The sequence below is a fragment of the Campylobacter sp. VBCF_04 NA7 genome (assembly GCF_027737405.1).
Classification (GTDB): domain Bacteria; phylum Campylobacterota; class Campylobacteria; order Campylobacterales; family Campylobacteraceae; genus Campylobacter_B.
Genome location: NZ_JAOVTT010000005.1, coordinates 19,299 through 42,499 on the forward strand (window position 1 = coordinate 19,299; position 23,201 = coordinate 42,499).

Here is a 23,201-nt window from a genome sequence, read left to right on the forward strand (position 1 = left end):
ATGAAAGAGATAAAAACATTAGCAATACTCGTTGTTTTAGTAGCGGTTTTATACTGGATGATTGAGCCTTTTGCTCATACTAGACTTAGCCCGCATGTCGATCCTGCTAATTACGACTTTGCAGCCGAGGATATCACCCTTGCTACTACAAATGTAGAAAAGGCGCAAAAAGCCCTAGAAACAGCCCAAAATTCAGGCGATGAGGGTATGATCGCAAGTGCGACAAGAACGCTTCAAGACGCGAAAAACCAACAAGACAAAGTTACGCTATTTTGGGACGAAATCAACAAAATCGACATTATCAAAGGTGACGCCACAAGAGGCGCTGATACCTTTATGAACGCAGGTTGTGTGGCATGCCACGGCGTAAGCAAGCTTGGCATGGACGCTCCAATGGACGCGACAAGCGCTAGCGAAGCTTATGGCGTAAATCCGCCAGATCTTAGCAGCGCAGGATATCTATACTCACCAAAATTCCTAGCCGCTCTTATCAAAGATCCTGTAATGGCGATGAAGCTAGATCATAAATTTGGCGATGAAAATCCGCACCCAATGCCAGCATTTTACGGACTTGGCGATGATATAAACCAAGAAATCGCAGATATCGTAGCATATCTACGCTCAATCGCGCCAAGCGCAATGGAAAACGCGCAGGTTTTCGAGGACTCATGCCAAAGATGCCACGATGTCAAATATGCTGGTCGCAAAATCACAAGCGATATGGAGAAAGTCGCAGCCTACATGGGCTCTACTCCGCCAGATTTATCAATGATGATTCGATCGAAATTGCCTGATTATTTGCACGAGTTTATCAACGATACACAAAAGAAACTCCCAGGCACATCTATGCCTCGCGTTGGTTTGACACAAGAAGCTGAAAATCAAGTCGTCGCCTACCTCGAAGAAGTCGGCGATAGCAAAAAAGATGAGCGCGAAAAAACAGCACTTTACATAATGCTATATTTCGCGATTTTATCAGTTTTCGCTGGACTTTGGAAAAGCAAAGTTTGGTCGAAACTCCATTAAAATTAAGTAGTCGGTTCGCCGACTACTTTTAAATTTATCCCCTAAATTTCAATAAATTTTCTCAAATTTAATCTTTAAATTTCACTAAATTTCGATTTCAAATTCGCATAAATTTTGCCTTAAATTTGGCTAAATTTCGGCTATCATTTATCCTTGTTTTTGATAAACATTTTTATTATAGTTTAAGTATTTTGCTGTATAATCCCAAACTGATTTTGAAACCAATTAGCAAAAAGGCAGGTTATGAAATTTATCCTAAAATCATCTTTTTTACTGATTTTTCTGTTTTTATCATCGCTTTTTGGCGCAGATTACCAAGTCCATGCCCAGGCGATAAAGGCCAAATTTGAGCAGGCTTTGAGCGCGTATGATAACGGCGATAGCGCTAGTGCGCGCAAACTAACCCAAGAGGCGTATTTTAGCCATTTTGAAAATTTAGAAGCTGGAATTCGCATAAATTTAGGACAGAAAAAATCCTACGCTATGGAAAAGCAGTTTGGAAATATCCGCAAAGCCTTTAAAGCAGGCACTCCAAGGGGCGAAATCGAGGCTATGATAGCAAAGCTAAATAGCGAAATCACTGAAATTTTGCCAATCATCGAAAGCGGTCATAAACTAGTCGCACAATATCAAAACGAGGGCGAAGAACAGCCTCAAACCAGCGCAAATCAAAGCGAAAATTCTACCCCAAACACCACGCAAAATTCTAGCGCAAATTCGGGTGCAAATTCGGCAAATCAAGCCCCAAATTCCGACCCAAATTCTCCATGGCTTAGCGTTTATAATGATTTTATCACCGAGCTAAATAATGCAAAAACTGCCTTTGATAACAAAGACGAAACCGCGCTAAAATCGGCTCTAAACAAGGCTAAATTTGACATTTATCGCAACACTCGCCTCGAAGAGGTCGTGCGAAAATATGTTTCTAGCAAAAACGACCAAATGATTCAACGAATTATCTCAAATTTATTGCGCGATAGCCTAAATACGAGCGAAGCGAAATTTAACCAATCTCTAAAAGATTTAGACGATTTGCTTCTTAGTGCCACGCAAAATTTGCCTAGCCAAACTTACGCCCTAGCCCCACAAAGCGCGCAAAACACTAGCGAAAGCGAAGTGGCGCAAAATGCAGATTTTAGCCAAACCGTAGCAAACATAAAATCCAAAATGGCGCAGGTTTTGGCTCTGTATGAGGCTGGCAAAACCGATGAGGCAATCGATGAGAGCGGAAATATCTACTTCGACGAATACGAAGAAAGCGGCATAGAAGCCCTCGTGGGAGCCAAAAACTCCCAACTCAAACTTGACACCGAGGCTAACTTTAATAAAATTTCAGCCCTAATTAGCTCTGGCGCGCCAAAAGAGCAGATTATCGCAGCGCAAAACGAGCTTTTCGCGCAACTTGGAGAGAGCCTAAATTTGACGCAAAATTCTAGCGCATGGGATCTGTTTTTATACTCGCTTATAATTATTTTGCGCGAGGGTATGGAGGCCCTAATCATCGTGGCTGCCGTCATCGCCCTACTTATCAAATCAGGCAACAAGGGCAAATTAAAAATCGTTTATAGCGCGCTTGCGGTCGCAATTGTGCTTAGTTTTGCCACAGCGTGGGGCATAAGCGCGATTTTTGGCGCCGCAAAAGCAGGTCAAAGTCGCGAAATCCTAGAAGGCGCAGTCATGCTAGTAGCCGTGGGATTGCTATTTTATGTCGGGTTTTGGCTACTTTCAAATGCAAATTCGAAAAAATGGAGCGCGTATATCAGTGGCGCGATTTCGCAAAGCCTGAGCGAAAAAGACGGCAAAATGCTATGGTGGATGGTCTTTTTAGCGGTATATCGCGAGGGAGCCGAGACGGTGCTATTTTATCTAGCGCTCATAATCGACGCTAAAACTCCGAGCGCGCTAGGTATGGTGGGTGCGGGATTTGTCGTGGGTGTAATCGCACTGCTCGTGGTTTATATCCTAATCAAAAAATTCTCGCTTCGCATCGCGATCAAGCCGTTTTTTATGATAACTTCGGCGATTATTTTTTATATGTCGATTGTCTTTGTCGGCAAGGGAATAATGGAGCTAGTCGAGGGCAAGGTATTTACGCCAAGCATAATCGAGGGCTTGCCAACGATTACATGGCTAGGATTTTACCCTTACAAAGAGAGCCTTATCCCGCAAGCTGCGCTAATCGTGGCTTTAATAGTTGGAATTTTGATAATCAAACAAAAAAACAAATCTATTTCAAAGGAGAATTTATGAAAAAATTATTTTCATCAGTTTTGGCTTTAAGCCTTGCTTCAAGTATCGCCTTCGCTGGCGAGCAACCTATCGGTGAGCCTGTGGAGATGAACGGCATGGAGATCGCCGCTGTGTATCTACAACCAATCGACATGGAGCCAAAGGGCATTGATCTAGCCCCTAGCCTAGCTGATATTCACTTAGAGGCTGATATCCACGCGATCGAGGGCAATGCAAACGGCTTTGGCGAGGGTGAGTGGATCCCATACCTAAAAATCGGCTACGAGCTAAAAAACCTAGATAACGGCAAAATCCAAAAGGGAAATTTCATGCCAATGGTCGCAAGCGACGGCCCACACTATGGCGCAAATGTCAAAATGGAAAATGGCGTGGGAAATTATGAGCTGATTTTCCATATCGAAAACCCAGGCGCAAACGGCTTTGGTCGCCACGCTGACAAGGCCACAGGCGTGGGTAAATGGTGGGGCGCATTTGATGTGAAATACACATTTGCATACACTGGAACTCCAAAAGAATAACAAAATTTCACCCTTTTTGGGTGAAATTTTAGAAGTGTTTGAAAAATTTTGTAAATTTAGTCAAAACGCAAAAGAAAAGCGAAGTAATTTGCAAATTTGCTGTCATTGCGAGGAGCTGTGAAACAGCGACGAAGCAATCCAGTAAAATTTAAAGCAAAATTCTACTTAAATTTTGCATTGAACGATTTTTTAAATTTTAAGCGAAATTTGAAATTCTCTGTAAGGGGGAGGGCGCGCTTTTTAGGAGACGCTACCCTCCCCCTTACCAACCCCCACCCCTGTAAAACCTTAGAGGTGGATAATTTTAAAGCTTCGCTTTAAAATTATCTGGCTTATTTCAAACAGCTCTAAAATTTCACATTTAGGTTGCAGTTTTGTCGATATTTTTTTACCATTTTGTTTTGGCATTTTTGCCACTATTTATCATCGCCGCGCACTTTGGCAAAAAAGATTTTGCATTTGCCTTTTTTGGAGCAGTGTTTGGGGGTGCCTGTTTTAGCGCACTAAATCATAGTCTAATCGCGCAAGAGGGCAAAATTTTCTTTGATATTTTAGCATTGATTGCGCTATTTTTACTGCCTTTTTGCGCTAAATTTTGCCTTTCAAAAATTGCCAAATTTTGCATTTTTGCCCTTGGCGTTTGCGCCTGTTTTGAGTATTTTTTAATCAGCGCAAATTTTAAAATTTTTAGCACCGAACTCCTTGATAGCGGGGCTATTCTAAACCTTTTTATGGTGATTTTGGCTCTTTCGTGCCTAGTTTTATTTTACCTGCTTTATAGCGAAATTTTAAAAAATCGTGCGCGCGCAAATTTTGGCGCCCTTGCCCTAACCTGCGCCCTCTTATTCATCGCTAAGCTCGGATTTGTGGGGCTAGGGATTAGGCAGGGCGGATACTTCGCAAATTTCGCCTCGCTAAAATTTATAAATTCGAGCGAATTTCTAAGCATAATCGCCAAAATCATCTACCACAACAACCAGCATTTAATATTGATTTTGTGCACAATCGCCCTATTTATGGGGCTTTTCTACCTAAATTTAGCCCCCAAAAAACTAGCGCGAGATGAAAATATCATCGCTTGGCGCATAAACAAAAGCGCAAGGTTTAAAATTTGGCGCACTTTCCTCTGCACACTCGCACTTTGCGCCCTATTTTGCGCCATTAGCCTCTATTATCTGCTAGTGGCCTCTCGCCCGCCTACGATTGATACGCCCACGCTCGTAGAGCCCGTAAATGGCGAGTTTGTTTTTGACGCGCAGGCCTTGCAAGACGGGCGCCTTCACAGATACGCCTATATCAGCGATGATGGGCATAAAATCCGCTTTTTTTTGCTAAATAAATTTAGCACTCATCTCTCGCCGGTTGCGGTCTTTGACGCGTGCTCGATTTGCGGAGATATGGGCTATGTCAAAAAAAAGGGCGAGCTAATCTGCATAGCGTGCAATGTGCGAATTTTCTTGCCAAGTGTGGGTAAAATGGGCGGCTGCAACCCAATCCCTATGAAATTTGACTTTGACGGCGAGCGCGTGAAAATCGCGCTTAGCGAAATTTTAAGCGGGGCAAGCTATTTTAGCGAAATCGTCGAAAAACAGGTCATCGACCCCGTTTCGCGCGCGCAAATTTCAAATTCATCGAAATTTAGCTATTTGTATTATGGCAGGATTTATTTTTTCGAAAATGAAAAAAACGAAGAAATTTTCACTCAAAATCCGCAAAATTTCGTCGATGAAAACGGCACTTTAAAGGAGCTTAAATAATGTTTTTTAGAATTTTAAAAGCTTCGATTTTTGGGGCTAAGGAGTCGAAATTTTTAGCGTTTTTGACGATTTTTTTATCGGTTGGCTTGATTGCTTGCATGCTAAATATCACTCTTAAAATCGGCGACAAACTAGCAAGCGAGCTTGGAAGATACGGCGCAAATATCGTGGTTTTGCCCAGATCTGCCAACCTAAATATCGAAATTGCAGGGCGCGATTTTTCGCCACTTGCAAACGATGATTTTTTGGCCGAAAGTGATTTGGTGAAAATCAAAGAGATTTTTTGGCGCAACAATATCACAAGCTACGCGCCGTTTTTATCCGAGCAAATCGATGAATTCGAGGTCGTTGGGACATATTTTGACAGACCTGCCGGCGTGAGCGATGAGCCTGATTTTAGAGTCGGAGTAAGGCACCTTTATCCATTTTGGCGCGTTAGTGGCGAGTGGGCAAAGGACGGCGCAAATGATGAAGTCATCGCAGGCGAAAAGCTGGGTTTAAAAATCGGCGATGAGATTGATCTAGGCATTTACACTGTGCGCGTGGTGGGGATTTTGCACGACGCGGAGGAATACAGCGGTAAAATCATCGCAAATTTAGCCTTCGTGCAAAAGCTCACTCACCGCGAGGGTCAAATCGCCAAAGCAGAAGTATCTGCAATGACAATCCCAGAAGATGATTTATCGGTAAAAGCTAGGCGCAATTTAGACAGCCTAGACGCCGTCGAGCACGATACTTGGTATTGCTCAGCCTATGTTAGCTCCATAGCATACCAAATCGCCGAGGATTTCCCAAACGCAAGCGCCAAAGCAGTCCTTAGCGTGAGCGAAGCCCAGAGCGGAATCACCAAAAAAATCCAAGGCCTAATGGGTGTGGTGAGTATCCTCTCGCTCATCATTTCTAGCATTTGCATCGCAAGCTTGCTTAGTAACGAAACCTTCAAACGCAAAAAGGAAATCGGGCTTTTAAAGGCGCTTGGGGCAAGCGGTTTGGCTATATATTTGCAATTCATCGCCGAAACCCTCGTCGTGTGCCTTTTCGCTTCGATTTTAGGGGCGAGCGCGGGATACTTAGCAAGCCAAATTATCGCACAGCAAATCTTTGGCTCGTTTTTAGGCTTTGCTCTGCTAGTTTTGCCACTAAGCATTGCATTTGGGTTTGTAATCTGTCTAATCGGCTCGGTTTTGCCACTTCGTAGCGCGCTAAAACTGCCACCAGCGGAGGTTTTATATGGTAGAAAATAATGAATTTTATCGCACGATAGTCTTAAAAAGCATTTTTGCCAACTCTTTGCGCTCGTTTGTGATTTTTATCGCAATCGCCCTTGGCTCGGCAGTTTGCGCGGCGTTTGTGAATATCTGGGCAGATATCGACAAAAAAGTCGCAGGAGAATTAAACTCTTATGGGGCAAATTTGATAATCTCGCCAACCCTGGCGCAAGAATTTCGCATTAGCCAAGATGAGCTAAGGGCAAAATTTGAAAAAATTCCAAATCTCAAAGCGCACAATAGCTATCTATTTAAAAGTGCGAATTTAGGGGTAAATTCGGCTGTGGTAATGGGCGTGGAATTTTCAAATTTAGCAAAAACAATGCCGTTTTTGCAACTCAAAGAGGGCGAGCTAATCAGAGTGGATTTCGACGATAAAAACGCCCTAATCGGCGAGAATTTAGCCAAAATTTTAGGCGTGAAACTAGGCGATGAAATCGGCATTTCTCCGCACAACGCAAATGCAAATTTCACTCACAAAGTCCGCATAAAAGGCATTGTTTTTGACGGAGGTAAGGAAGATGGCTTGCTTTTAATCTCGCTAAATTTGGCGCAAAATATTTTTAATGCCAAAGGCGAAATCAACTACGCCGAAGCAATCGTAGATAGCGATTTTAAGGGTCTTAGCGAAATTTCACAAAATTTGAGCGATGAGAAAATGAGCTTTAATGTCGTGGGCAAAGTATCCAAAACACAAGGCATAATCCTTGATAAAATCAAGCTTTTAATGCTACTAAGTGGTTTTACGATTTTAGCCATAACCTCGATTTGCATAAACACTAGCCTAAGCCAGGTCCTACTCTCTCGCATTAAAGAATTCGCCCTGCTTCGCGCTATCGGCGCAAACAAAGCCAATATCTTTCACATAATTTTGGGCGAAATTTTGCTTTTGTGCGTTAGCGGGGCAGTATTTGGCGCGATAATCGGGTATTTTTTAGCCATAATTTTGGGTCAAATTTTATTTTCTAGCGGAGTGGATTTTAGATTTATAGGGCTTGTAATGGCGGTGATTTTATCGCTGATTTTCGCGCTGAGTGCGAGTTATTATCCCATAAAACGGGCGCTAAATCCAAATTTGGCAAATTTATTAAAGGAATAATATGGAAATTTTAAAATTTAATGGTATTTGTAAATATTTTGGCGATGTAAAGGCGCTAGATGACATTAGCTTTGGCGTGAAAAAGGGCGAGTGGGTGAGCATAATGGGGCCAAGCGGGAGCGGCAAAAGCACGCTCGTAAATATCCTTTCTTTGATGGATAGCCCCACAAAGGGCGAGTATTTGCTAGGCGGAGATGATGCCAGCTCGCTAAATGAAGCGCAAATTTTAGAATTTCGTCGCAAAAAAATCGGCCTTGTTTTTCAGCAATTCCACCTCATACCATACCTAAACGCCATTGAAAATGTCATGCTAAATCAATACTACCACTCCTGCGTCGATGAAAAAAGCGCAAAAATGGCGCTCGAAAGGGTCGGCCTAGCGCACAGGATAGAGCATAGACCAAGCCAGCTAAGCGGTGGCGAACAGCAGCGGCTTTGTATCGCGCGTGCCCTAATCAACGAGCCTGATATCATCATCGCCGATGAGCCTACGGGCAATCTAGACGAGGCGAACGAGGCTGTGATTTTGGAGCTTTTTAAGGGACTGCGCGCCGAGGGAAAGAGCCTCATACTAGTCACTCACAACGAAGAATTAGGTAAATACGCCGATAAAGTCGTGCGTTTAAGGCACGGAAAATTAGATAAAATCGAGGTTTTAAATGAAATTTAAAATTTTAAAATTTGCGCTAGGGCTAGCGTGCGCTTTAATGTTTGGCGCATGCGATGGCGAAAAACGCCATTTAGCCCTAAATGGCGAGAGTATCGCGACGAAATTTGACCCTAAAACTCGCTCTTTTGGCGTGAGTGGAAACGACAAACCTGTGATTTTGTTTTTTTTCACGGCTTCGTGTGGAGCGTGCGGGGCGCAAACCCCTATCCTAAATGAAATCCACGCCTCGCAAAAAGCCCTTGTAATCGGCGTTTTAGGCGGTGGCGGTGAGCTAGAAACAGATCTTAAAACCGCACGCGAAAAAGGGGTAAAATTCCCTACGCTTAGCGCGCCAGCCTCTGTGAAATACCTATCAAATGTCGCTGGCGGGATATTTGGCACGCCAACCTCGCTTATATATGATAAAAACGGCAAAATGGTAAAAAAACTAATCGGTCTGTATCCAAAAAGTGCGTTTGAAAATGAAATTTAAAAATTTAGTCTAAATTCAGTAATTATTTAAATTTTTCCACTAGAATTAGTAACTTTTTTATTTAAGGATAAGAAAATGACAAACCGCATACTAATCGCGATTTTCGCCCTATTTAGCGCACTTTGCGCCGAGCCGTATAGCGCGTATTCAAACGACGCTGTAATGAAAAAAAATCCTAATGGTGGTGCGAACCTCGACATCGCCAAACTCTACGAATACTCCGACGCGCTGTGCAAGCATGCCTGCGAGTATCCGCTGAAATTTGACAGCGAGGACGAAGCCGAGCAAGGATACAACGACTCCGTGCTAATGGCGAGCGTTTTTGAATACATAAACAAAGAGATCATCACCGATAAAATCGACGCCAAAGACCGCACGCAATTCGATATGAAATTCGCCCAAATTTATGTATCCCAACACAATTTCGATGTGCTGGGAGCCAAGGAAAAAGCCGACGCGATTTATGAGAGAATACTAGCGCGCGATAGCCAAAACACCGAGGTTTTAACGACTTATGGCGAGTTTTTGCTAAATTCCACTCGCACAGACAAGGCAAAAGAAATTTTATCTCGCGCTACCGAACTTGGCGCAAAACGCCCATATTTGGCGCTTGCGGCAATCGAGCTAATGAATCAAAACAACGCCAAAGGGATTGAGTATTTGGAGATTTACTGCGCCGAGTTTAAAGACGACGAAAAGGCCAAAACCACACTCGAAGGCCTAAAATCAGGCGATATCATAATCGAAAAAATTGAGCGATAATTTTGGGCTAAATTTGCGAAATTTGGCGAATTTTAAAATTTGTCAAATTTGCAAATTTTAGCCAAATTTAGCCAAATTTCGCGCGCTAAGTTTAGAATTTATCGCGCGTGCCACGCAAAGAGCGCTAGCAAAGGCAAAATGCAAATTATATCCCCCTAGCATTCCAGATGCGTCTATGCACTCGCCTGCAAAATACAGCCCGGGGATTTTTTTGCTTTCACAATCTGCGCATAGCTCGTCCGTGCAAACGCCACCCGCGCTAATTTCGGCCTTTTCAAAGCCAAAAGTGCCAGCAGGCGCAAACTCGTAAGAAAAAATTCGCGCGATTTTTTCTAGCTCTGCGGAGCTATATTTTGAGAAAATTTTATCCTGCAAATTTTGCGAGCGCAAAAACTCCAAAACAAAGCGTTTTGGCAAAAATGGCAAACTCGAAAGCTGTTTTTTCCCGCCATTTAGGGCTTTTTCTAGGCTTTGCATATTGTGATTTGGGGCGAAATTTAGAGTGATTTTGCCACTTCTCCAAAACAGCGACGCATTTAAAATCGCAGGCCCGCTAATGCCTCTGTGCGTAAATAGCGCCTCGCCTACAATCTCGCGCCCTGCGAGCTTTGCGCGCACGCCAAGACTCACGCCACTTAGATTTTTAAACCAAAACTCGCTCTTTTGCACACAAAGCCCCACAAGGGCTGGTCGAAATTTCTCACACTTTATGCCAAAACTCACCGCAAAGCTTAGCACGCTATCACTTGCGCCAAGCGCCCTAAAACTAGGCCCGCCAGTGGCGATTATGAGATTTTTGGCACAAAATTTCTCGCCTTTAATGCTAAATAAATTAAAAATTTCACCACTCTTTGAAATTTCGCAAATTTCGCAATTTGTGCGAATTTCGCAGCTCTTTTGCGCCATAGATAGTAGTTTTTGTAACACTGCGCGCGAGTGGTTTTTGCAAAAATACTGAGCGTTTTTTTCTAAGCCAAATTCCAAAGGCGCAAACACGCTCAAAAGCTCATCTACGCTTAGCCGGCGCAGTATTTGCGAGATAAAATTTTCATCTCCTAAATAATTTTTCGCACTCAAATTCGCATTTGTGATATTGCACCGCCCACCACCGCTGGCTAAGATTTTGCGCCCTGCTAAGGCGTTTTTCTCCACAATCAAAACGCTTTTTGCGCGCAAATTTATAGCAGCAAAAAGCCCAGCCGCACCCGCGCCCACAACAATCACATCGTAAATCAAAATTTCTCCTATTTTTGGGCGCATTTTACTAAAATTTGCAAAATTGGGCAATAAATTTGGAGAATTTGTCTAAGCAAAATTTCAAAATTTCGCTAATATAAACCAAAAATTTCAAAGGGAAAAAATGATTTTAAAATCGATTTTTTGGTTTTTTGCTACGGTTTTGTTTTTGGGCGCGCTCGTGCTTTGCTTCGTGAAATTTCACCCTGTTTTTGGCGGAGTACCAGATGAGATTTCTATGGCGAAAATCCGCGCCAGCAAGGCTTACAATGGCAAAACCTTCGAAAACGCCCAGCCTACGGTGCTAGCGACCAGCGATGAAATGCCAAGCATGCTAAGCTGGCTTTATGATATGATTTTTACTCCCAAGGGCAAAAACCCCTCGCGCGCGCTTCCTAGCGTGAAATTTGAGCCTAGCGCCCTCAAAAACGGCGATTTTGTCTGGTTTGGGCATTCGAGTGTGCTATTTCGCATAAATGATTTAAATATCATCGCCGACCCTGTATTTTACCGCGCCTCGCCGATTTTCGTGGGTGGCGCGCCATTTGCGTATGAGATAACGCCTAGGATTTCGGACCTGCCAGATAAGCTATGCGTGGTAATCAGCCACGATCACTACGATCACCTCGACATGCGCGCTATCAGGGAGATTGACGCCAAAGCAGAGCGCTATATCGTGCCTCTTGGTGTGCGCGCCCACCTGCTTCGCTGGGGCGTGCAGGACGCGAAAATTACGGAACTGGATTTAGAAGAGAGCGCAAGCGTAAATGGTGTGAGTTTCACGCTCGAACGCGCTAGACATTTTAGCGGTAGATTTCACAGAAATACCACGCTGTGGGGCTCGTATGCGATTATCGCTGATGGGGCTAGGATTTTTTACGGAGGCGATAGCGGAGATGGCGAGCATTTCGCGCAAATCGCGCAAAAATACGGACACTTTGATATCGCCATGCTAGAAAACGGCGCCTACAACCGCGCCTGGGCGCAGATCCACTCCATGCCAGAGCAAAGCGCGAAAAACGCCAGCGTGCTTGGTGCGCGCGTGCTTTTGCCGATACACTGGGCGAAATTTGATTTGGCGTATCATAAATGGAGCGAGCCAATGGAGAGATTTGTGCGCGCTAGCAAGGAAGCTGGGGCGAAATACACTATCACAACGCCGCTTGTGGGGGAGGTTTTCAACCTATCAAATTTACCGCAAAACAGATGGTGGGAAGGCGTGAAGTAGCTGGGTTGCGGGACACTGCGCCAGATTTGTCATTGCAAAATTTTCACGCAAATAAAATTCCTAACACAAATTTTGCAAAAACACTGCCCCGAAATTTTAAATTCGTAGATTGCTTCGCTTTCTGCGAAAGCTCGCAATGACAGATTAAACAAATTTGCAAAACTCTTGCAATGACAATAACAAGCAAATTTCAGGGCAGTATTTTGCAAAATTTATGAAATTTTATAAAATCCGTCTTTTAGGGTGATTTTTCCTAAATTTAGCAAATTTGCTAAATTTGCCTTTGAGAGTTCGCTAAATTTAGCCTCTACATCGCTTAGGCTTTGAGGACGGCGAATTAGCATTGATAGGATTTCATCTTCGCTAAAATCGAGCTTTTCGCTATCGTATTTTGGTTTTGCGACTATATTTACGCTTTGATTTTTCAAAAATTTGCTTAAAAATTCTAGCCTCTCAAAGCTTACTGGCTTAGCGTTTTTAAACGCAGGCGGACGATCAATCGTGCCTAAATCAATGCGAGCGGGATTTATTTTTTCAAGCACCGAATTTAGCGCTTCAAATTCGCGCGCAGTATCGTTAAGACCTGCAACAACCAAAATTTCAATAACTAATTCGCCCCTAAATTCAGAGCTAAATTTAATCAAATTTGAGATAATTTCGTCCAAATTCACACTACTATGCGGATTATCAATTTTTTTAAAAGTTTCACTAACCACACTATCAAGGGAAAATTTGCAAATATCGCATTTCAAAAATGCTTCATAATTTTGCGAAATTCTGCTCGAATTTGATAAAACTAGCAGTTTTTGGGGCAATTTTAAAGCCTTAATCTCGCTTACAAGTTCGCCAAATTTAGGGTGAAGGCTAGGTTCGCCATTAGCCGTAAGCGTGATGACTTGGGTATTTTTAAATTTAGCCAAAGCCGCTTTTAGCTCATCAAGCACGGGCGAAATATCGCAAATCTCGCTCATCTGCGAAATAGGCTTTTTTGCTTTTAATTCGCAATATGCACAGTTGAAGTTGCATTGCTTCGAATTTGGACTTAAATCAATCCCAAGGCTCTGCCCAAAACGGCGAGAACTCACAGGACCGAAAATGTATTTCATTTTCCCACGCTCATTTCATGCACTAAATTTATGAAATATTTCGCATTTTCCACAGGAATATCAGGCAAAATTCCATGCCCCAAATTGAAAATGTGCGGGCGATTTTTCATAACTTCCAAAATCTGCGAAACACCCTGTTTTATGGCATTTTTGTCATAAAGGCGGGTTGGCTCCATATTTCCTTGAAGCGTGTATTTCTGCCCAAGTTTTGCCGCAGCTAGCTCTATCGGAGTGCTCCAATCCACGCCAAAAACATCGAAATTACCGCTAATCTTATCCAAATATCCGCTAATGCCCTTTGGAAAGACAATAATCGGCACTTGCGGGAATTTCGCCTTTAAATAGTCGCAAATTTCTAAAATATACTTCCAGCTAAACTCGAAAAACGCGCTTTCTTCTAACGCACTCGCCCAGCTATCAAAAATCTGCACGGCATTTACGCCATTTTTGATTTGGTTTTCAAGGTAAAGTTTGGTCGTCTCCGTAACGGCGCGCAAAATTTCGTGCAAAAGCTCAGGGTTAGAATACGCCATTTTTTTGCAAATCGCATAAGTCTTTGTCGTGCCGCCTTCGATCATATATGTCGCCACCGTCCAAGGCGAACCACAAAAGCCAATCAACGCCTTATCATCGCTTAAATTCTGCCTTGTTAGCGCGACCGTATCATAAACATATTGCAGATTTTTCACGGCTTTTTCAGGGCTTAGGGCCTTTAAATCTTCCAAATTTTTCAAAGGATTTTTAAATTTTGGACCTTCCCCAGCTACAAATTCAAGCTCCAAGCCCATTTCAAGCGGAACAACCAAAATATCGCTAAATAATATCGCCGCATCGACGCCTAAAATCTCCACAGGCTGGATCGTAACCTCACTTGCTTTGCGAAAGTCCTTGCAAAGCTCTAAAAATCCGCCCACACTTTTTCGCACCGCCATGTACTGGGGCAAATAACGCCCAGCTTGTCTCATCATCCACACAGGCGTATAAGGTGTCGGTTTTTTCAAACATGCGTCGATAAAAATCATCATTGCTCCTTAAATAGGCTAAATTTAGTGAAATTTGCAAAATTCAAAATGGGCGCCTTAAATTTGCGCCCGTAAATTTATTTGTTTTCTTGAAGTTCAATCCAATCAAGCGCGATTCTAACGGCATTTGTAGCCGCTCCGACGCGGATTTGATCGGCACTGCACCAAAGGTGGAGAATTTTATCATCATAAATATCGCGGCGGATTCTACCTACAAAAGTTTCGTTTGTATCGGTCGCCACGATTGGCATAGGGTATTTTTTCTCGCTTGGATCATCGTAAAGCACGACGCTTTTTGCGTTTGCTAAAATTTCGCGCACCTTTTCAAGCGTGAAATCTTGTTTAAATTTAATCGTAATCGCCTCGCTGTGGCTTCTCATGACAGGCACGCGCACGCAAGTGGCGGCTACTGGGAAGTTTTTGTGTAGGATTTTTTGTGTTTCATTTACCATTTTTAGCTCTTCTTTCGTGAAACCATTTTCGTTGAAAACATCGATATGAGGGATTACATTCATTGCGATTTGGTGAGCGAAAACCTTTGGCTCACACTCATCGAGCTTAAAGGCAAAAAACGCTTGGAGCTGTTCGACTAGCTCGCTCATACCCTCTTTACCTGCGCCACTTGTGGCTTGATATGTGCTCACATCTACGCGCTCGATATCAAAAGCGTCGTTTAGTGGTTTTAGGATTTGCACCATTTGGATAGTTGAGCAGTTTGGATTGGCGATGATTCCTGTTTGCTCCCATAGCTCGATATCGCCAGGATTGCACTCAGGCACCACGAGAGGGACATCATCTTGCATTCTAAAATGGCTTGTATTGTCGATTACCACTGCGCCACTAGCTGCTGCAAGCGGTGCGAAATGCGCCGAAATACTGCCACCTGCGCTAAAAAACGCGATATCAATCTCATTTTCTTCAAATGTAGTATCGGTAAGCTCTTTTACCACATACTCTTTGCCCTCAAATTCTACGACCTCGCCAGCCGAGCGTGCGCTAGCTAGTGGCAAAATATCTGCTACTGGGAAATTTAACTCAGACAAAACTCTAAGTATCTCTTCGCCAACAGCGCCTGTTGCGCCAACGATTGCGATGTTATATCTATTCATCACTCTCTCCTTGTATAATTTGATTTTCGCTATTTTCTAAATTTAGGCTCTCGCCACCATTTTCTTCGCCCACTTCGCCCTCATCATCGCTTTCTGCTTTCGGGCAAGTAGCAATGCTTACCACATCATCGCCCTCGACATTTACCACGATGACGCCACTTGTGTTGCGTCCGGCCTTGCGTATGCTTTGGATATCTGTGCGAATCATCTTGCCACTTGTGGTTAGCGCCATGAGATCCATTTCCTCATCGACCATTACTACGCCCACCAAATCGCCGGTGCGGTTTGTGAGCTTCATGCAGATTACGCCCTTGCCACCGCGGTTTGTGAGGCGATATTCGCTAGCTGTGGTGCGTTTGCCAATACCTTTTTGACTCACGCTTAAAATTTCTAAATTATCATTTAAAATAAATGTCGCTCCAATCACCTCATCGCCAGCTTCTTTAAATTTAAGCCCTCTCACACCTCTGGCTACGCGTCCCATTTGGCGGACCTTGCCGAGTTTAAATTTAACGCACATACCCTTTTTGGTAGCGATGAAAATCATGTTTTCGTTGATTTCGCTGCTGTTTTCATCTAAAATTTCGCCCTCAACTTCTTCGATTTCTTGCGAAATTTCTAAATTTTGTCCATTTTCATCATCGCTCTCAATCGGTGCGCTCTCGCCTGCCTCATTTGGCACGATTAGCGCGGTTACTAGCGCGTCATCATCGTCTAGGCTGATAGCCCTTACGCCAAGTGAGCGGATATTTGAAAACGCGCTTAAATTTGTGCGTTTCACGATACCATTTTTGGTGAAAAATACTAGCGATTTTGTATCTGAAAAATCGGTAGTCGGGATTATCGCCATGATTTTTTCATCGCCTACGAGTTTGATTAAATTTACAATCGCCTTGCCTTTGGCTGTGCGTGAGCCCTCTGGGATTTTATAGACTTTGAGCCAGTAAAGCTGTCCGCGATCAGTCACAAACATAAGCGTATCGTGGGTGTTGCTAGTGAAGAAATTTTCGATAAAATCATCATCGTATGTAGTCACTGCTACCCTACCCTTGCCACCTCTTTTTTGCTTCTCGTAAGTCTTGCTTGGCACGCGTTTTATATATCCACGGTGCGTGATAGTTACGACCATATTTTCGTTTGGTATAAGGTCCTCGATATCGATATCATCGTAGTCATCGACGATTTCTGTAATGCGCGGGCATTTAAATTTATCTTTGATTTCTAAGAGCTCATCTTTGATAATTTGCTCGATTAAATTTTCAGATTTTAGGATATTTTCAAGGCGTGAAATTTCGACCAAAAGCTCTTTTAACTCATTTTCGATTTTTTCGCGCTCTAAGCCAGTTAGCTTGCTTAGCCTCATATCCAAAATCGCGTTTGATTGAAGCTCGCTTAGGCCAAATTTAGCCATTAAATTTTCCCTAGCTATCGCAGTATCGGCTGAATTTCTAATGATTTCGATCACTTCATCAATATTATCAAGCGCGATTTTAAGACCCTCTAAAATGTGCGCCCTAGCACGCGCCTTTTGAAGTTCGAAAATCGTGCGTCTAATGACGACGGTTTTTCTATGATTTAAGAAAAGTTTAAGTAGCTCGATTAGTGAGAATACCTTTGGCTCTTTGCCGTCGATTGCGAGCATAATCACGCCAAAAGTGCCCTCCATAGTGGTTTGTTTGAAAAGATTATTTAGCACGATATCGCTCATAGCGTCGCGTTTGAGCTCGATTACGACGCGAATTCCCTCGAAATCGCTCTCATCGCGCACTTCGCTAATGCCATCGATTTGCTTATCTTTGACCAAATCCGCGATTTGCTCGATAAGGCGGGCTTTGTTTGTCTGATATGGAAGCTCGTCGATGACAATGACATCTTTGTTGGCCTTTTTTTCGATATGCGTTTTAGCCCTGAGTTTGACCCTGCCACGCCCAGTGCGATAAGCATCAATAATGCCTTTTTTACCAAAAATAAGTCCGCCAGTTGGGAAATCTGGACCTTTAATGTATTGCATGACCTCTTCAAGGCTAGCGTTTTTATTGTCGATTAAAAGCAAAAGCCCATCTACAAGCTCATCAAGGCTGTGTGGCGGGATATTTGTCGCCATACCCACAGCGATACCGCTTGATCCATTTAAAAGCAAATTTGGCACACGCGCAGGAAGCACATCAGGCTCACTTAGGCTCTCATCGTAGTTTGGTATGAAATCGACCGTCTCTTTGTCTAAATCTTTCAAAAGCTCTTCGGCTAGTGGCGTCATTCTAGCCTCTGTATAACGCATAGCAGCTGCGCCATCGCCGTCTATCGAGCCGAAGTTTCCCTGACCATCGACGGTTGGAATTCTCATAGAAAAGCTTTGTGCCATACGCACTAGCGCATCATACACCGCTGTATCGCCGTGTGGGTGGTATTTACCAATGACATCGCCCACAATACGCGCTGATTTTTTATATGGTTGGCGAGAGCTAACTCCAAGGTCGTTCATAGCGTATAAAATTCGCCTATGCACGGGCTTCAAGCCGTCTCTGGCATCAGGTAAAGCTCGCCCTATGATAACGCTCATCGAATAGTCTAAATAGCTTGTTTTTATTGATTCTTCAACATCTATGTCTATGATTTCTTGTGTGTCAAAAATACTTTCTTGCATATCTTTCCTTATTGCAAATTTAAACTTTTGATTTTAGCAAAAAAACCTTTTGAGTAACCTAAAATTCGCGTAAATTTGCTTAAATTTGTGCATTTGCCAAAACTATGCCAAAAACCACTCTAAATCCAGCCTTTTTTAAAACCTCCCTAGCCTCCAACATACTAAGCCCGGTTGTAACGATATCATCGACTAAAATCACGGGAAATTTTGGCTCTTTTGTAATTTTATAATCGCGCCTGTGTTTTAGGCGAAATTCCAAGGACTGCCCTGCGTATTTGACCTTGTTTTGGGCTTTAATCACGCCATAAGCTGGCGTGATTTCGCGCGATTTTAGCGCGCGGGCTAAAACGGCAGTATGCGAAAATCCAGAGCCAATATCATCATCTAGCGGGACAGCTTGAAATTTGAAATTTGGGATTTCGCGCGTGATATTTGGCAAATTCTCATCTAAAAAAACCTTAAATTCATTTGGAAATTTCGCTAGACTAAATTTAGCCAAGCGCGATAAAACCGCGCTTCCGTGCAAATGGTGCTTGGAGAGGATTAAATTTTTAACCTCCGAGTATCCGTAATAATAAAATACCACGAAATCCTCCACCACACGCGCGTTTAGGCGGTTTTGCGAGAGAGTTCGCGCACAAGAGGCGCAAAAAAGGCGCAGGGAAAATGCGCCACAATTAATGCAACGCATTTAAATTTCAAAGCGAAGAGACGATTTGATCGGCTGATTTTTTGATTATATCTCTTAGCATACTTTCGACGAAAGGCTCCATTGTGCGGGCATTGCGAAGGGCCGCAAACTCGCTTTGATCTTGGGCTACGCGTTTTGTAATCGTTCTAGTGCCATTTACGATAGTTATGAAAACTTCGGCTTTTGCGCTCATATTTTGTTTAGAATACCCCTCGATTGCGGCATTTAGGGTTTTGATATCCACGCTTATGTTAGCCCCACCTGCGCCTATGGCTACACCACGCGCGCCAAGCTCGGTTTTAAAGGCGTTTTCGAACCACGAACTCAAATCTGTTTTAAGCAAAACCTCGTCGATTAAATTTCCGCTATTATCGTTGATTGTGCCGATGATTAGGCTGTTTTGACGAGAGTCTTTGATATTTAGCTCGCCAGCGCTTTTGGTTTTTGCTTGTGGCGTAGCAGCAGAAATATATGGGCTAAGCCCCAAAACAGGCGTATTGCTCGAACACCCTGCGATTAAAAGTGCAAAGATTGCGACAAAAATTGATTTCATTTTGATCCTTTTTTGAAAAATTTGGCGTAATATAGCGATAAATTTTAAATTTATAGTTTTTTTTGTATTATTAAAGGTTTTAAATCAAGGAGAAATTTTGCAAGCACTCGCACTAAAATACAGACCCAAAAACTTCGACGCCCTAATCGGACAAAACGCAATCGCAAGCTCCCTAGCGCACGCACTCGATGGCGCAAGACTAGGACATGCGTATCTTTTTAGCGGACTTAGAGGCTCTGGCAAGACCTCGACCGCGCGTATTTTCGCCAAAGCCCTGCTTTGCGATCACGGACCCACTTCGAAGCCTTGCGAGAGTTGCGATAACTGCATAATGGCAAACGAGGGTCGCCATATCGACATCATCGAAATGGACGCCGCAAGCCACCGCAAAATCGACGATATCAGGGAGCTAATCGAGCAGACCAAATACTCCCCGGCTAGTGCGAGATTTAAAATTTTTATCATAGACGAGGTTCATATGCTTACCAAAGAGGCTTCAAACGCCCTTTTAAAGACGCTTGAAGAACCGCCTGCGTATGTGAAATTTATCCTAGCTACCACAGACCCGCTCAAACTACCAGCGACCGTGCTTTCGCGCACGCAGCACTTCCGTTTCAAACCAATCGCCCAATTAGCGATTATTTCGCACCTTGAAGCGATTTTACAAAACGAGGGTATTTCTTACGAAAACGGCGCGCTCAAAATCCTAGCTAGAAGCGGTTCTGGCTCGCTCAGGGATACTCTCACGCTTTTAGATCAAGCCATAATTTATAGCGAAGAAAATGTCACGCAAACCGCAGTAGCCGATATGCTAGGGCTCCTAGATCCCGCCAAAATCAATGAAATTTTAGAAATCGTTTTGCGCCAAGACCGCGTGGGCGCTATCGAAATCGTCAAAGAGATCGAAAACTACAACGCCGAGACCATAATCGACGAGATGATTGCAAATTTAAAAGAGAAATTTTTGCGAAATGATACCAAATTTAGCATGCTAATTTATGAGCGATTTTTCCGAATTTTAGCCGGCGCAAAAAGCATGCTAGGCGTGAGTTCGGATAATACTTACTCGCTTTTGATGATGATATTTTTGATGATGGAAGCTGTGAATTTGCAAGAAATCGACGAGTTAATCGAAATTTCAAAATCCATTGGTGATAGCGGTGCAAGCGGGGCGAATTTGGGCTCTGCGCCAAATTTTGCTACGCCAAAAAGCGCGCAGGCAAATGCAAATTTCAGCGCACCACGAAATGCGCCAAATTTTACGCAAAATTCAGCGCAAAGTCCAGCCCCTATGCAAAACAAAACTAGCCAAAATTTAAACGATTTAGAGCAAAAAGTAGCGCAAAAAACAGGCGCAGATACGCTAAATGCGAATTCGGCGTATGATAAATTTCTTTCGAATTTATACGATAGAAGCTACGAGTTGGGCGAGAAATTTGATAATTGCATTGAATTTGTCAAATTCGAAAACTCGACTTTGTATCTGATTTCGCGCGCCAAAAACGAGGACAAAGAGTATTTGCGCGCCGCGTCAAGGGCGATAAATAGCGTTTTGAAAATGACTTTTGGCGAAAATGCTAAAATTTCAATCACCCAAAATGCCCCACTTCGCGAGGCGGAGCCAAAACCGAATTTAACAACCCCGCCAAAGGATTTACCCAAGCTAAATTTGCTAAATCAGACAAATTTGAGCAATTACGAAATCAGCGCCGAAGCAGCCAAGCCCGATATGCAAAAGACCAGAAGCGAGCTTGCCAAGCTTGCAAGCGAGGCTGTGAGCAAGGAAGAAATTTTAAAAACCGAGCTTGCAAATCTTTTCGGCGAACCGAGTAAAATCGTAGAAAATTAGCTTAAATTTATCAGCTTTGGTGTAAAATTAGGGCTCATCTTATCACAAAGGCAAAATATGCGTGGCTATAAAATCGTATCAGGAAGCGCCAATCCTGACTTCGCAAAAAAAATCTCAAAATACCTATCCCTGCCACTTAGCGAGTGTTCTATCAAGACATTTAGCGACGGCGAGATTAGCGTGCAAATCGGCGAAAGTGTGCGCGGTAAGGATGTTTTCGTCATACAACCGACCTGCGCTCCGGCTAACTCAAATTTAATGGAGCTTTTAATCCTAAGCGACGCGCTAAAAAGATCAAGCGCTAGATCAATCACAGCCGTGGTGCCGTATTTCGGATACGCTAGGCAGGACCGCAAGGCAGCCCCAAGAGTGCCAATCAGCGCCAAACTCGTCGCAAATATGATGCAAACAGCGGGCATTGATAGAGTGGTGACAATGGATCTGCACGCTGGACAAATTCAGGGATTTTTCGATATTCCGGTAGATAATTTGTATGGCTCTTTGGCGTTTTTGGACTATTTCAAAAACAAAAATTTAAAAAACCCTATCATCGCTAGCCCAGATGTCGGCGGTGTGGCGCGCGCAAGATCCTTTGCTAAAAAGCTAAATTTGGATATGGTAATCGTAGATAAAAGACGCGAAGAAGCCAACAAAAGCGAAGTTATGAATATCATCGGCGATGTAAATGGCAAAGATGTGATTTTGATCGACGATATGATCGATACAGCTGGCACTATCGTCAAAGCCGCTGCTGCGTTTAAAGAAAGGGGCGCGACTAGCGTTATGGCGTTTTGCACACACGCGGTTTTAAGCGGGCCGGCTTATGAGAGGCTAAATGAGGGCGCGCTAGATGAGCTAATCGTCACAGATACGATTCCGTTGCGCCAAGAGTGCGATAAAATCAAAGTCATCTCGGTAACATCGCTATTTGGCGAGGTTATCCGTCGCGTATATCACGACGAGAGCGTAAATAGCCTTTTTGGTTAAAAATTTATACTAAAATTCTTCAAATTTACCCACATTTGCCGTGAAATTTAAATTTTATTTTAAAATTTCACGGTAAAATTACTCCTAATATCTTTTTAAAAAAAACTAAAATTTCATTTATAGGAGTATATAATGAAAAAGTTTTTACTTTTATCACTTGGCTGTGCATGTGCATTTGGTGCCTCTTTGCAAGAAATTCAATCAAGCAAAAAGGTTAAAATCGGTGTACGAGAAAACCTGCCTCCATTTAGCTCGCAAGCAAACGGCGAGAGTGAGGGATTTGAGGTATCTTTGGCCAAAGAAATCGGCACAAAGCTAGTAGGAAGCGACGGCTCAATCGACTTAGTAGTCATCGAGGCAAAAGACAGACTTCCTATGCTTAAAAACGGCGATTTAGACCTAGTGGTCGGCAACTTTTCTGCCACACCAGCGCGCGCTAAGGAAGTGGATTTTTCAGTGCCATACCTAGCAGATGTGCAAGTCGTAGTCACCAGAAAAGCTGACGGAGTTACAAAACTATCTGATTTAAAGGGCAAAAAAATCATAGTCCAAAAGGGTACCACAAGCGATGATTGGCTCAAAACAAATGCACAAAAATATAGTTTTGATGTTTCTTACTGCGAACATGGCGTAGAGTGCGCGGAAAAAATGCTATCAAACGAAGTCGATGGCTACATGCACACAAATATCACAGCCGCCGCAGTTGTGATGAATAATCCTAGCTTAGAAACTGGCGTCAAAAGCGTAGGCGAAATAGATTATATCTGTGTGGGCGCGCAAAAAGGCAACGCAGAGCTTGTAAATTTCGTAAATAACGCGATTATTGAGCTAACAAAGGCGGAGTTTTTCCAACACGCATACACCGATACTTTCGAGAAATTTTACAAAGGTAGTATTGATAAAAAATACCTTCTGCTAGACGATTTCCTTAGCAATTTTTAGGCCAAATTCTAC

Annotated in this window: 20 protein-coding genes; 13 read left to right on the plus strand and 7 right to left on the minus strand. The window is 43.2% G+C overall.

Going from position 1 to position 23,201, the window contains the following annotated elements:
• The 9 genes from OFO00_RS05295 (at window position 1) to OFO00_RS05335 (ending at window position 9,822) form a co-directional block, all read left to right on the plus strand.
• Complete coding sequence (locus tag OFO00_RS05295) at window positions 1-1,026, plus strand: c-type cytochrome (protein WP_270865176.1); 1,026 nt, start codon at window positions 1-3, stop codon at window positions 1,024-1,026.
• A gap of 243 nt (window positions 1,027-1,269) precedes the next feature.
• Complete coding sequence (locus tag OFO00_RS05300) at window positions 1,270-3,276, plus strand: FTR1 family iron permease (RefSeq protein WP_270865177.1); 2,007 nt, start codon at window positions 1,270-1,272, stop codon at window positions 3,274-3,276.
• The gene (locus OFO00_RS05305) at window positions 3,273-3,794 is read left to right on the plus strand and encodes an iron transporter (protein ID WP_270859954.1); all 522 of its coding nucleotides are present in this window, start codon (window positions 3,273-3,275) and stop codon (window positions 3,792-3,794) included. Before OFO00_RS05300 ends, OFO00_RS05305 begins: the two co-directional genes overlap by 4 nt.
• Before the next feature lie 374 nt (window positions 3,795-4,168).
• Window positions 4,169-5,551: a Fe-S-containing protein gene (locus OFO00_RS05310; protein ID WP_270865178.1), complete on the plus strand. Its 1,383-nt coding sequence runs from the start codon at window positions 4,169-4,171 to the stop codon at window positions 5,549-5,551.
• The gene (locus tag OFO00_RS05315; RefSeq protein WP_270865179.1) at window positions 5,551-6,795 is read left to right on the plus strand and encodes an ABC transporter permease; all 1,245 of its coding nucleotides are present in this window, start codon (window positions 5,551-5,553) and stop codon (window positions 6,793-6,795) included. Before OFO00_RS05310 ends, OFO00_RS05315 begins: the two co-directional genes overlap by 1 nt.
• Window positions 6,782-7,918 (plus strand): ABC transporter permease, encoded by a 1,137-nt coding sequence (locus OFO00_RS05320; protein WP_270865180.1) that lies wholly within the window; start codon window positions 6,782-6,784, stop codon window positions 7,916-7,918. Before OFO00_RS05315 ends, OFO00_RS05320 begins: the two co-directional genes overlap by 14 nt.
• A gap of 1 nt (window position 7,919) precedes the next feature.
• Window positions 7,920-8,588 carry an ABC transporter ATP-binding protein gene (locus tag OFO00_RS05325; protein ID WP_270865181.1) on the plus strand — a complete coding sequence of 223 codons (669 nt, stop codon included), beginning with the start codon at window positions 7,920-7,922 and terminating at the stop codon, window positions 8,586-8,588.
• Window positions 8,578-9,060 (plus strand): TlpA family protein disulfide reductase, encoded by a 483-nt coding sequence (locus OFO00_RS05330; RefSeq protein WP_270865182.1) that lies wholly within the window; start codon window positions 8,578-8,580, stop codon window positions 9,058-9,060. Before OFO00_RS05325 ends, OFO00_RS05330 begins: the two co-directional genes overlap by 11 nt.
• Window positions 9,061-9,135: 75 nt before the next feature.
• Entirely contained in the window at window positions 9,136-9,822 is a 687-nt protein-coding gene (locus OFO00_RS05335; RefSeq protein ID WP_270865183.1) for a tetratricopeptide repeat protein, read from the plus strand.
• Between the two features lie 57 nt (window positions 9,823-9,879).
• Here OFO00_RS05335 and OFO00_RS05340 read toward each other — a convergent pair whose 3' ends face one another.
• Window positions 9,880-11,058, minus strand: a complete 1,179-nt coding sequence (locus tag OFO00_RS05340) for an NAD(P)/FAD-dependent oxidoreductase (RefSeq protein ID WP_270865184.1) — start codon at window positions 11,056-11,058, stop codon at window positions 9,880-9,882.
• A gap of 124 nt (window positions 11,059-11,182) precedes the next feature.
• Between OFO00_RS05340 and OFO00_RS05345 the strand changes: the two genes are divergently transcribed.
• Window positions 11,183-12,286 carry an MBL fold metallo-hydrolase gene (locus OFO00_RS05345; protein WP_270865185.1) on the plus strand — a complete coding sequence of 368 codons (1,104 nt, stop codon included), beginning with the start codon at window positions 11,183-11,185 and terminating at the stop codon, window positions 12,284-12,286.
• A gap of 212 nt (window positions 12,287-12,498) precedes the next feature.
• Here OFO00_RS05345 and OFO00_RS05350 read toward each other — a convergent pair whose 3' ends face one another.
• The 6 genes from OFO00_RS05350 to OFO00_RS05375 form a co-directional block, all read right to left on the minus strand.
• A complete protein-coding gene (locus OFO00_RS05350) occupies window positions 12,499-13,392 on the minus strand; it encodes a radical SAM protein (protein WP_270865186.1) in 894 nt (297 codons plus the stop codon).
• Window positions 13,389-14,414: a uroporphyrinogen decarboxylase gene (gene hemE / locus OFO00_RS05355; protein WP_270865187.1), complete on the minus strand. Its 1,026-nt coding sequence runs from the start codon at window positions 14,412-14,414 to the stop codon at window positions 13,389-13,391. The genes OFO00_RS05350 and hemE overlap by 4 nt, the downstream gene beginning before the upstream one ends.
• Before the next feature lie 77 nt (window positions 14,415-14,491).
• Window positions 14,492-15,523: an aspartate-semialdehyde dehydrogenase gene (locus tag OFO00_RS05360; protein WP_270865188.1), complete on the minus strand. Its 1,032-nt coding sequence runs from the start codon at window positions 15,521-15,523 to the stop codon at window positions 14,492-14,494.
• Window positions 15,516-18,167, minus strand: coding sequence for a DNA gyrase subunit A (gyrA, locus tag OFO00_RS05365; RefSeq protein WP_270865189.1), 2,652 nt, complete (start codon window positions 18,165-18,167; stop codon window positions 15,516-15,518). The genes OFO00_RS05360 and gyrA overlap by 8 nt, the downstream gene beginning before the upstream one ends.
• Before the next feature lie 79 nt (window positions 18,168-18,246).
• Window positions 18,247-18,858, minus strand: a complete 612-nt coding sequence (locus tag OFO00_RS05370; RefSeq protein ID WP_270865190.1) for a ComF family protein — start codon at window positions 18,856-18,858, stop codon at window positions 18,247-18,249.
• 7 nt (window positions 18,859-18,865) lie between these two features.
• Window positions 18,866-19,411, minus strand: a complete 546-nt coding sequence (locus OFO00_RS05375) for a YajG family lipoprotein (RefSeq protein ID WP_270865191.1) — start codon at window positions 19,409-19,411, stop codon at window positions 18,866-18,868.
• A gap of 94 nt (window positions 19,412-19,505) precedes the next feature.
• Here OFO00_RS05375 and OFO00_RS05380 point away from each other — a divergent pair, with 94 nt between their 5' ends.
• The 3 genes from OFO00_RS05380 to OFO00_RS05390 all read left to right on the plus strand — a co-directional run bounded on the left by OFO00_RS05380 (window position 19,506) and on the right by OFO00_RS05390 (window position 23,189).
• Window positions 19,506-21,260 (plus strand): DNA polymerase III subunit gamma/tau, encoded by a 1,755-nt coding sequence (locus OFO00_RS05380; protein ID WP_270865257.1) that lies wholly within the window; start codon window positions 19,506-19,508, stop codon window positions 21,258-21,260.
• A 57-nt stretch (window positions 21,261-21,317) separates the two neighbouring features.
• A complete protein-coding gene (locus OFO00_RS05385) occupies window positions 21,318-22,247 on the plus strand; it encodes a ribose-phosphate pyrophosphokinase (protein WP_270859651.1) in 930 nt (309 codons plus the stop codon).
• Window positions 22,248-22,379: 132 nt separating this feature from the next.
• On the plus strand, window positions 22,380-23,189 hold the full coding sequence (locus tag OFO00_RS05390; protein WP_270865192.1) for a transporter substrate-binding domain-containing protein: 810 nt from the start codon (window positions 22,380-22,382) through the stop codon (window positions 23,187-23,189).
• Window positions 23,190-23,201 lie beyond the last annotated feature (12 nt).

What these genes read in the sequence shown, in the direction of transcription:
- OFO00_RS05295 (WP_270865176.1), top strand. Translation starts at nt 1, where the DNA reads ATGAAAGAGATAAAAACATTAGCAATACTCGTTGTTTTAGTAGCGGTT.
- OFO00_RS05390 (WP_270865192.1), top strand. Translation starts at nt 22,380, where the DNA reads ATGAAAAAGTTTTTACTTTTATCACTTGGCTGTGCATGTGCATTTGGT.
- OFO00_RS05305 (WP_270859954.1), top strand. Translation starts at nt 3,273, where the DNA reads ATGAAAAAATTATTTTCATCAGTTTTGGCTTTAAGCCTTGCTTCAAGT.
- OFO00_RS05320 (WP_270865180.1), top strand. Translation starts at nt 6,782, where the DNA reads ATGGTAGAAAATAATGAATTTTATCGCACGATAGTCTTAAAAAGCATT.
- OFO00_RS05385 (WP_270859651.1), top strand. Translation starts at nt 21,318, where the DNA reads ATGCGTGGCTATAAAATCGTATCAGGAAGCGCCAATCCTGACTTCGCA.
- OFO00_RS05350 (WP_270865186.1), bottom strand. Translation starts at nt 13,392, where the DNA reads ATGAAATACATTTTCGGTCCTGTGAGTTCTCGCCGTTTTGGGCAGAGC.
- hemE (WP_270865187.1), bottom strand. Translation starts at nt 14,414, where the DNA reads ATGATTTTTATCGACGCATGTTTGAAAAAACCGACACCTTATACGCCT.
- OFO00_RS05370 (WP_270865190.1), bottom strand. Translation starts at nt 18,858, where the DNA reads ATGCGTTGCATTAATTGTGGCGCATTTTCCCTGCGCCTTTTTTGCGCC.
- OFO00_RS05315 (WP_270865179.1), top strand. Translation starts at nt 5,551, where the DNA reads ATGTTTTTTAGAATTTTAAAAGCTTCGATTTTTGGGGCTAAGGAGTCG.
- OFO00_RS05335 (WP_270865183.1), top strand. Translation starts at nt 9,136, where the DNA reads ATGACAAACCGCATACTAATCGCGATTTTCGCCCTATTTAGCGCACTT.
- OFO00_RS05360 (WP_270865188.1), bottom strand. Translation starts at nt 15,523, where the DNA reads ATGAATAGATATAACATCGCAATCGTTGGCGCAACAGGCGCTGTTGGC.
- gyrA (WP_270865189.1), bottom strand. Translation starts at nt 18,167, where the DNA reads ATGCAAGAAAGTATTTTTGACACACAAGAAATCATAGACATAGATGTT.
- OFO00_RS05375 (WP_270865191.1), bottom strand. Translation starts at nt 19,411, where the DNA reads ATGAAATCAATTTTTGTCGCAATCTTTGCACTTTTAATCGCAGGGTGT.
- OFO00_RS05325 (WP_270865181.1), top strand. Translation starts at nt 7,920, where the DNA reads ATGGAAATTTTAAAATTTAATGGTATTTGTAAATATTTTGGCGATGTA.
- OFO00_RS05330 (WP_270865182.1), top strand. Translation starts at nt 8,578, where the DNA reads ATGAAATTTAAAATTTTAAAATTTGCGCTAGGGCTAGCGTGCGCTTTA.
- OFO00_RS05300 (WP_270865177.1), top strand. Translation starts at nt 1,270, where the DNA reads ATGAAATTTATCCTAAAATCATCTTTTTTACTGATTTTTCTGTTTTTA.
- OFO00_RS05345 (WP_270865185.1), top strand. Translation starts at nt 11,183, where the DNA reads ATGATTTTAAAATCGATTTTTTGGTTTTTTGCTACGGTTTTGTTTTTG.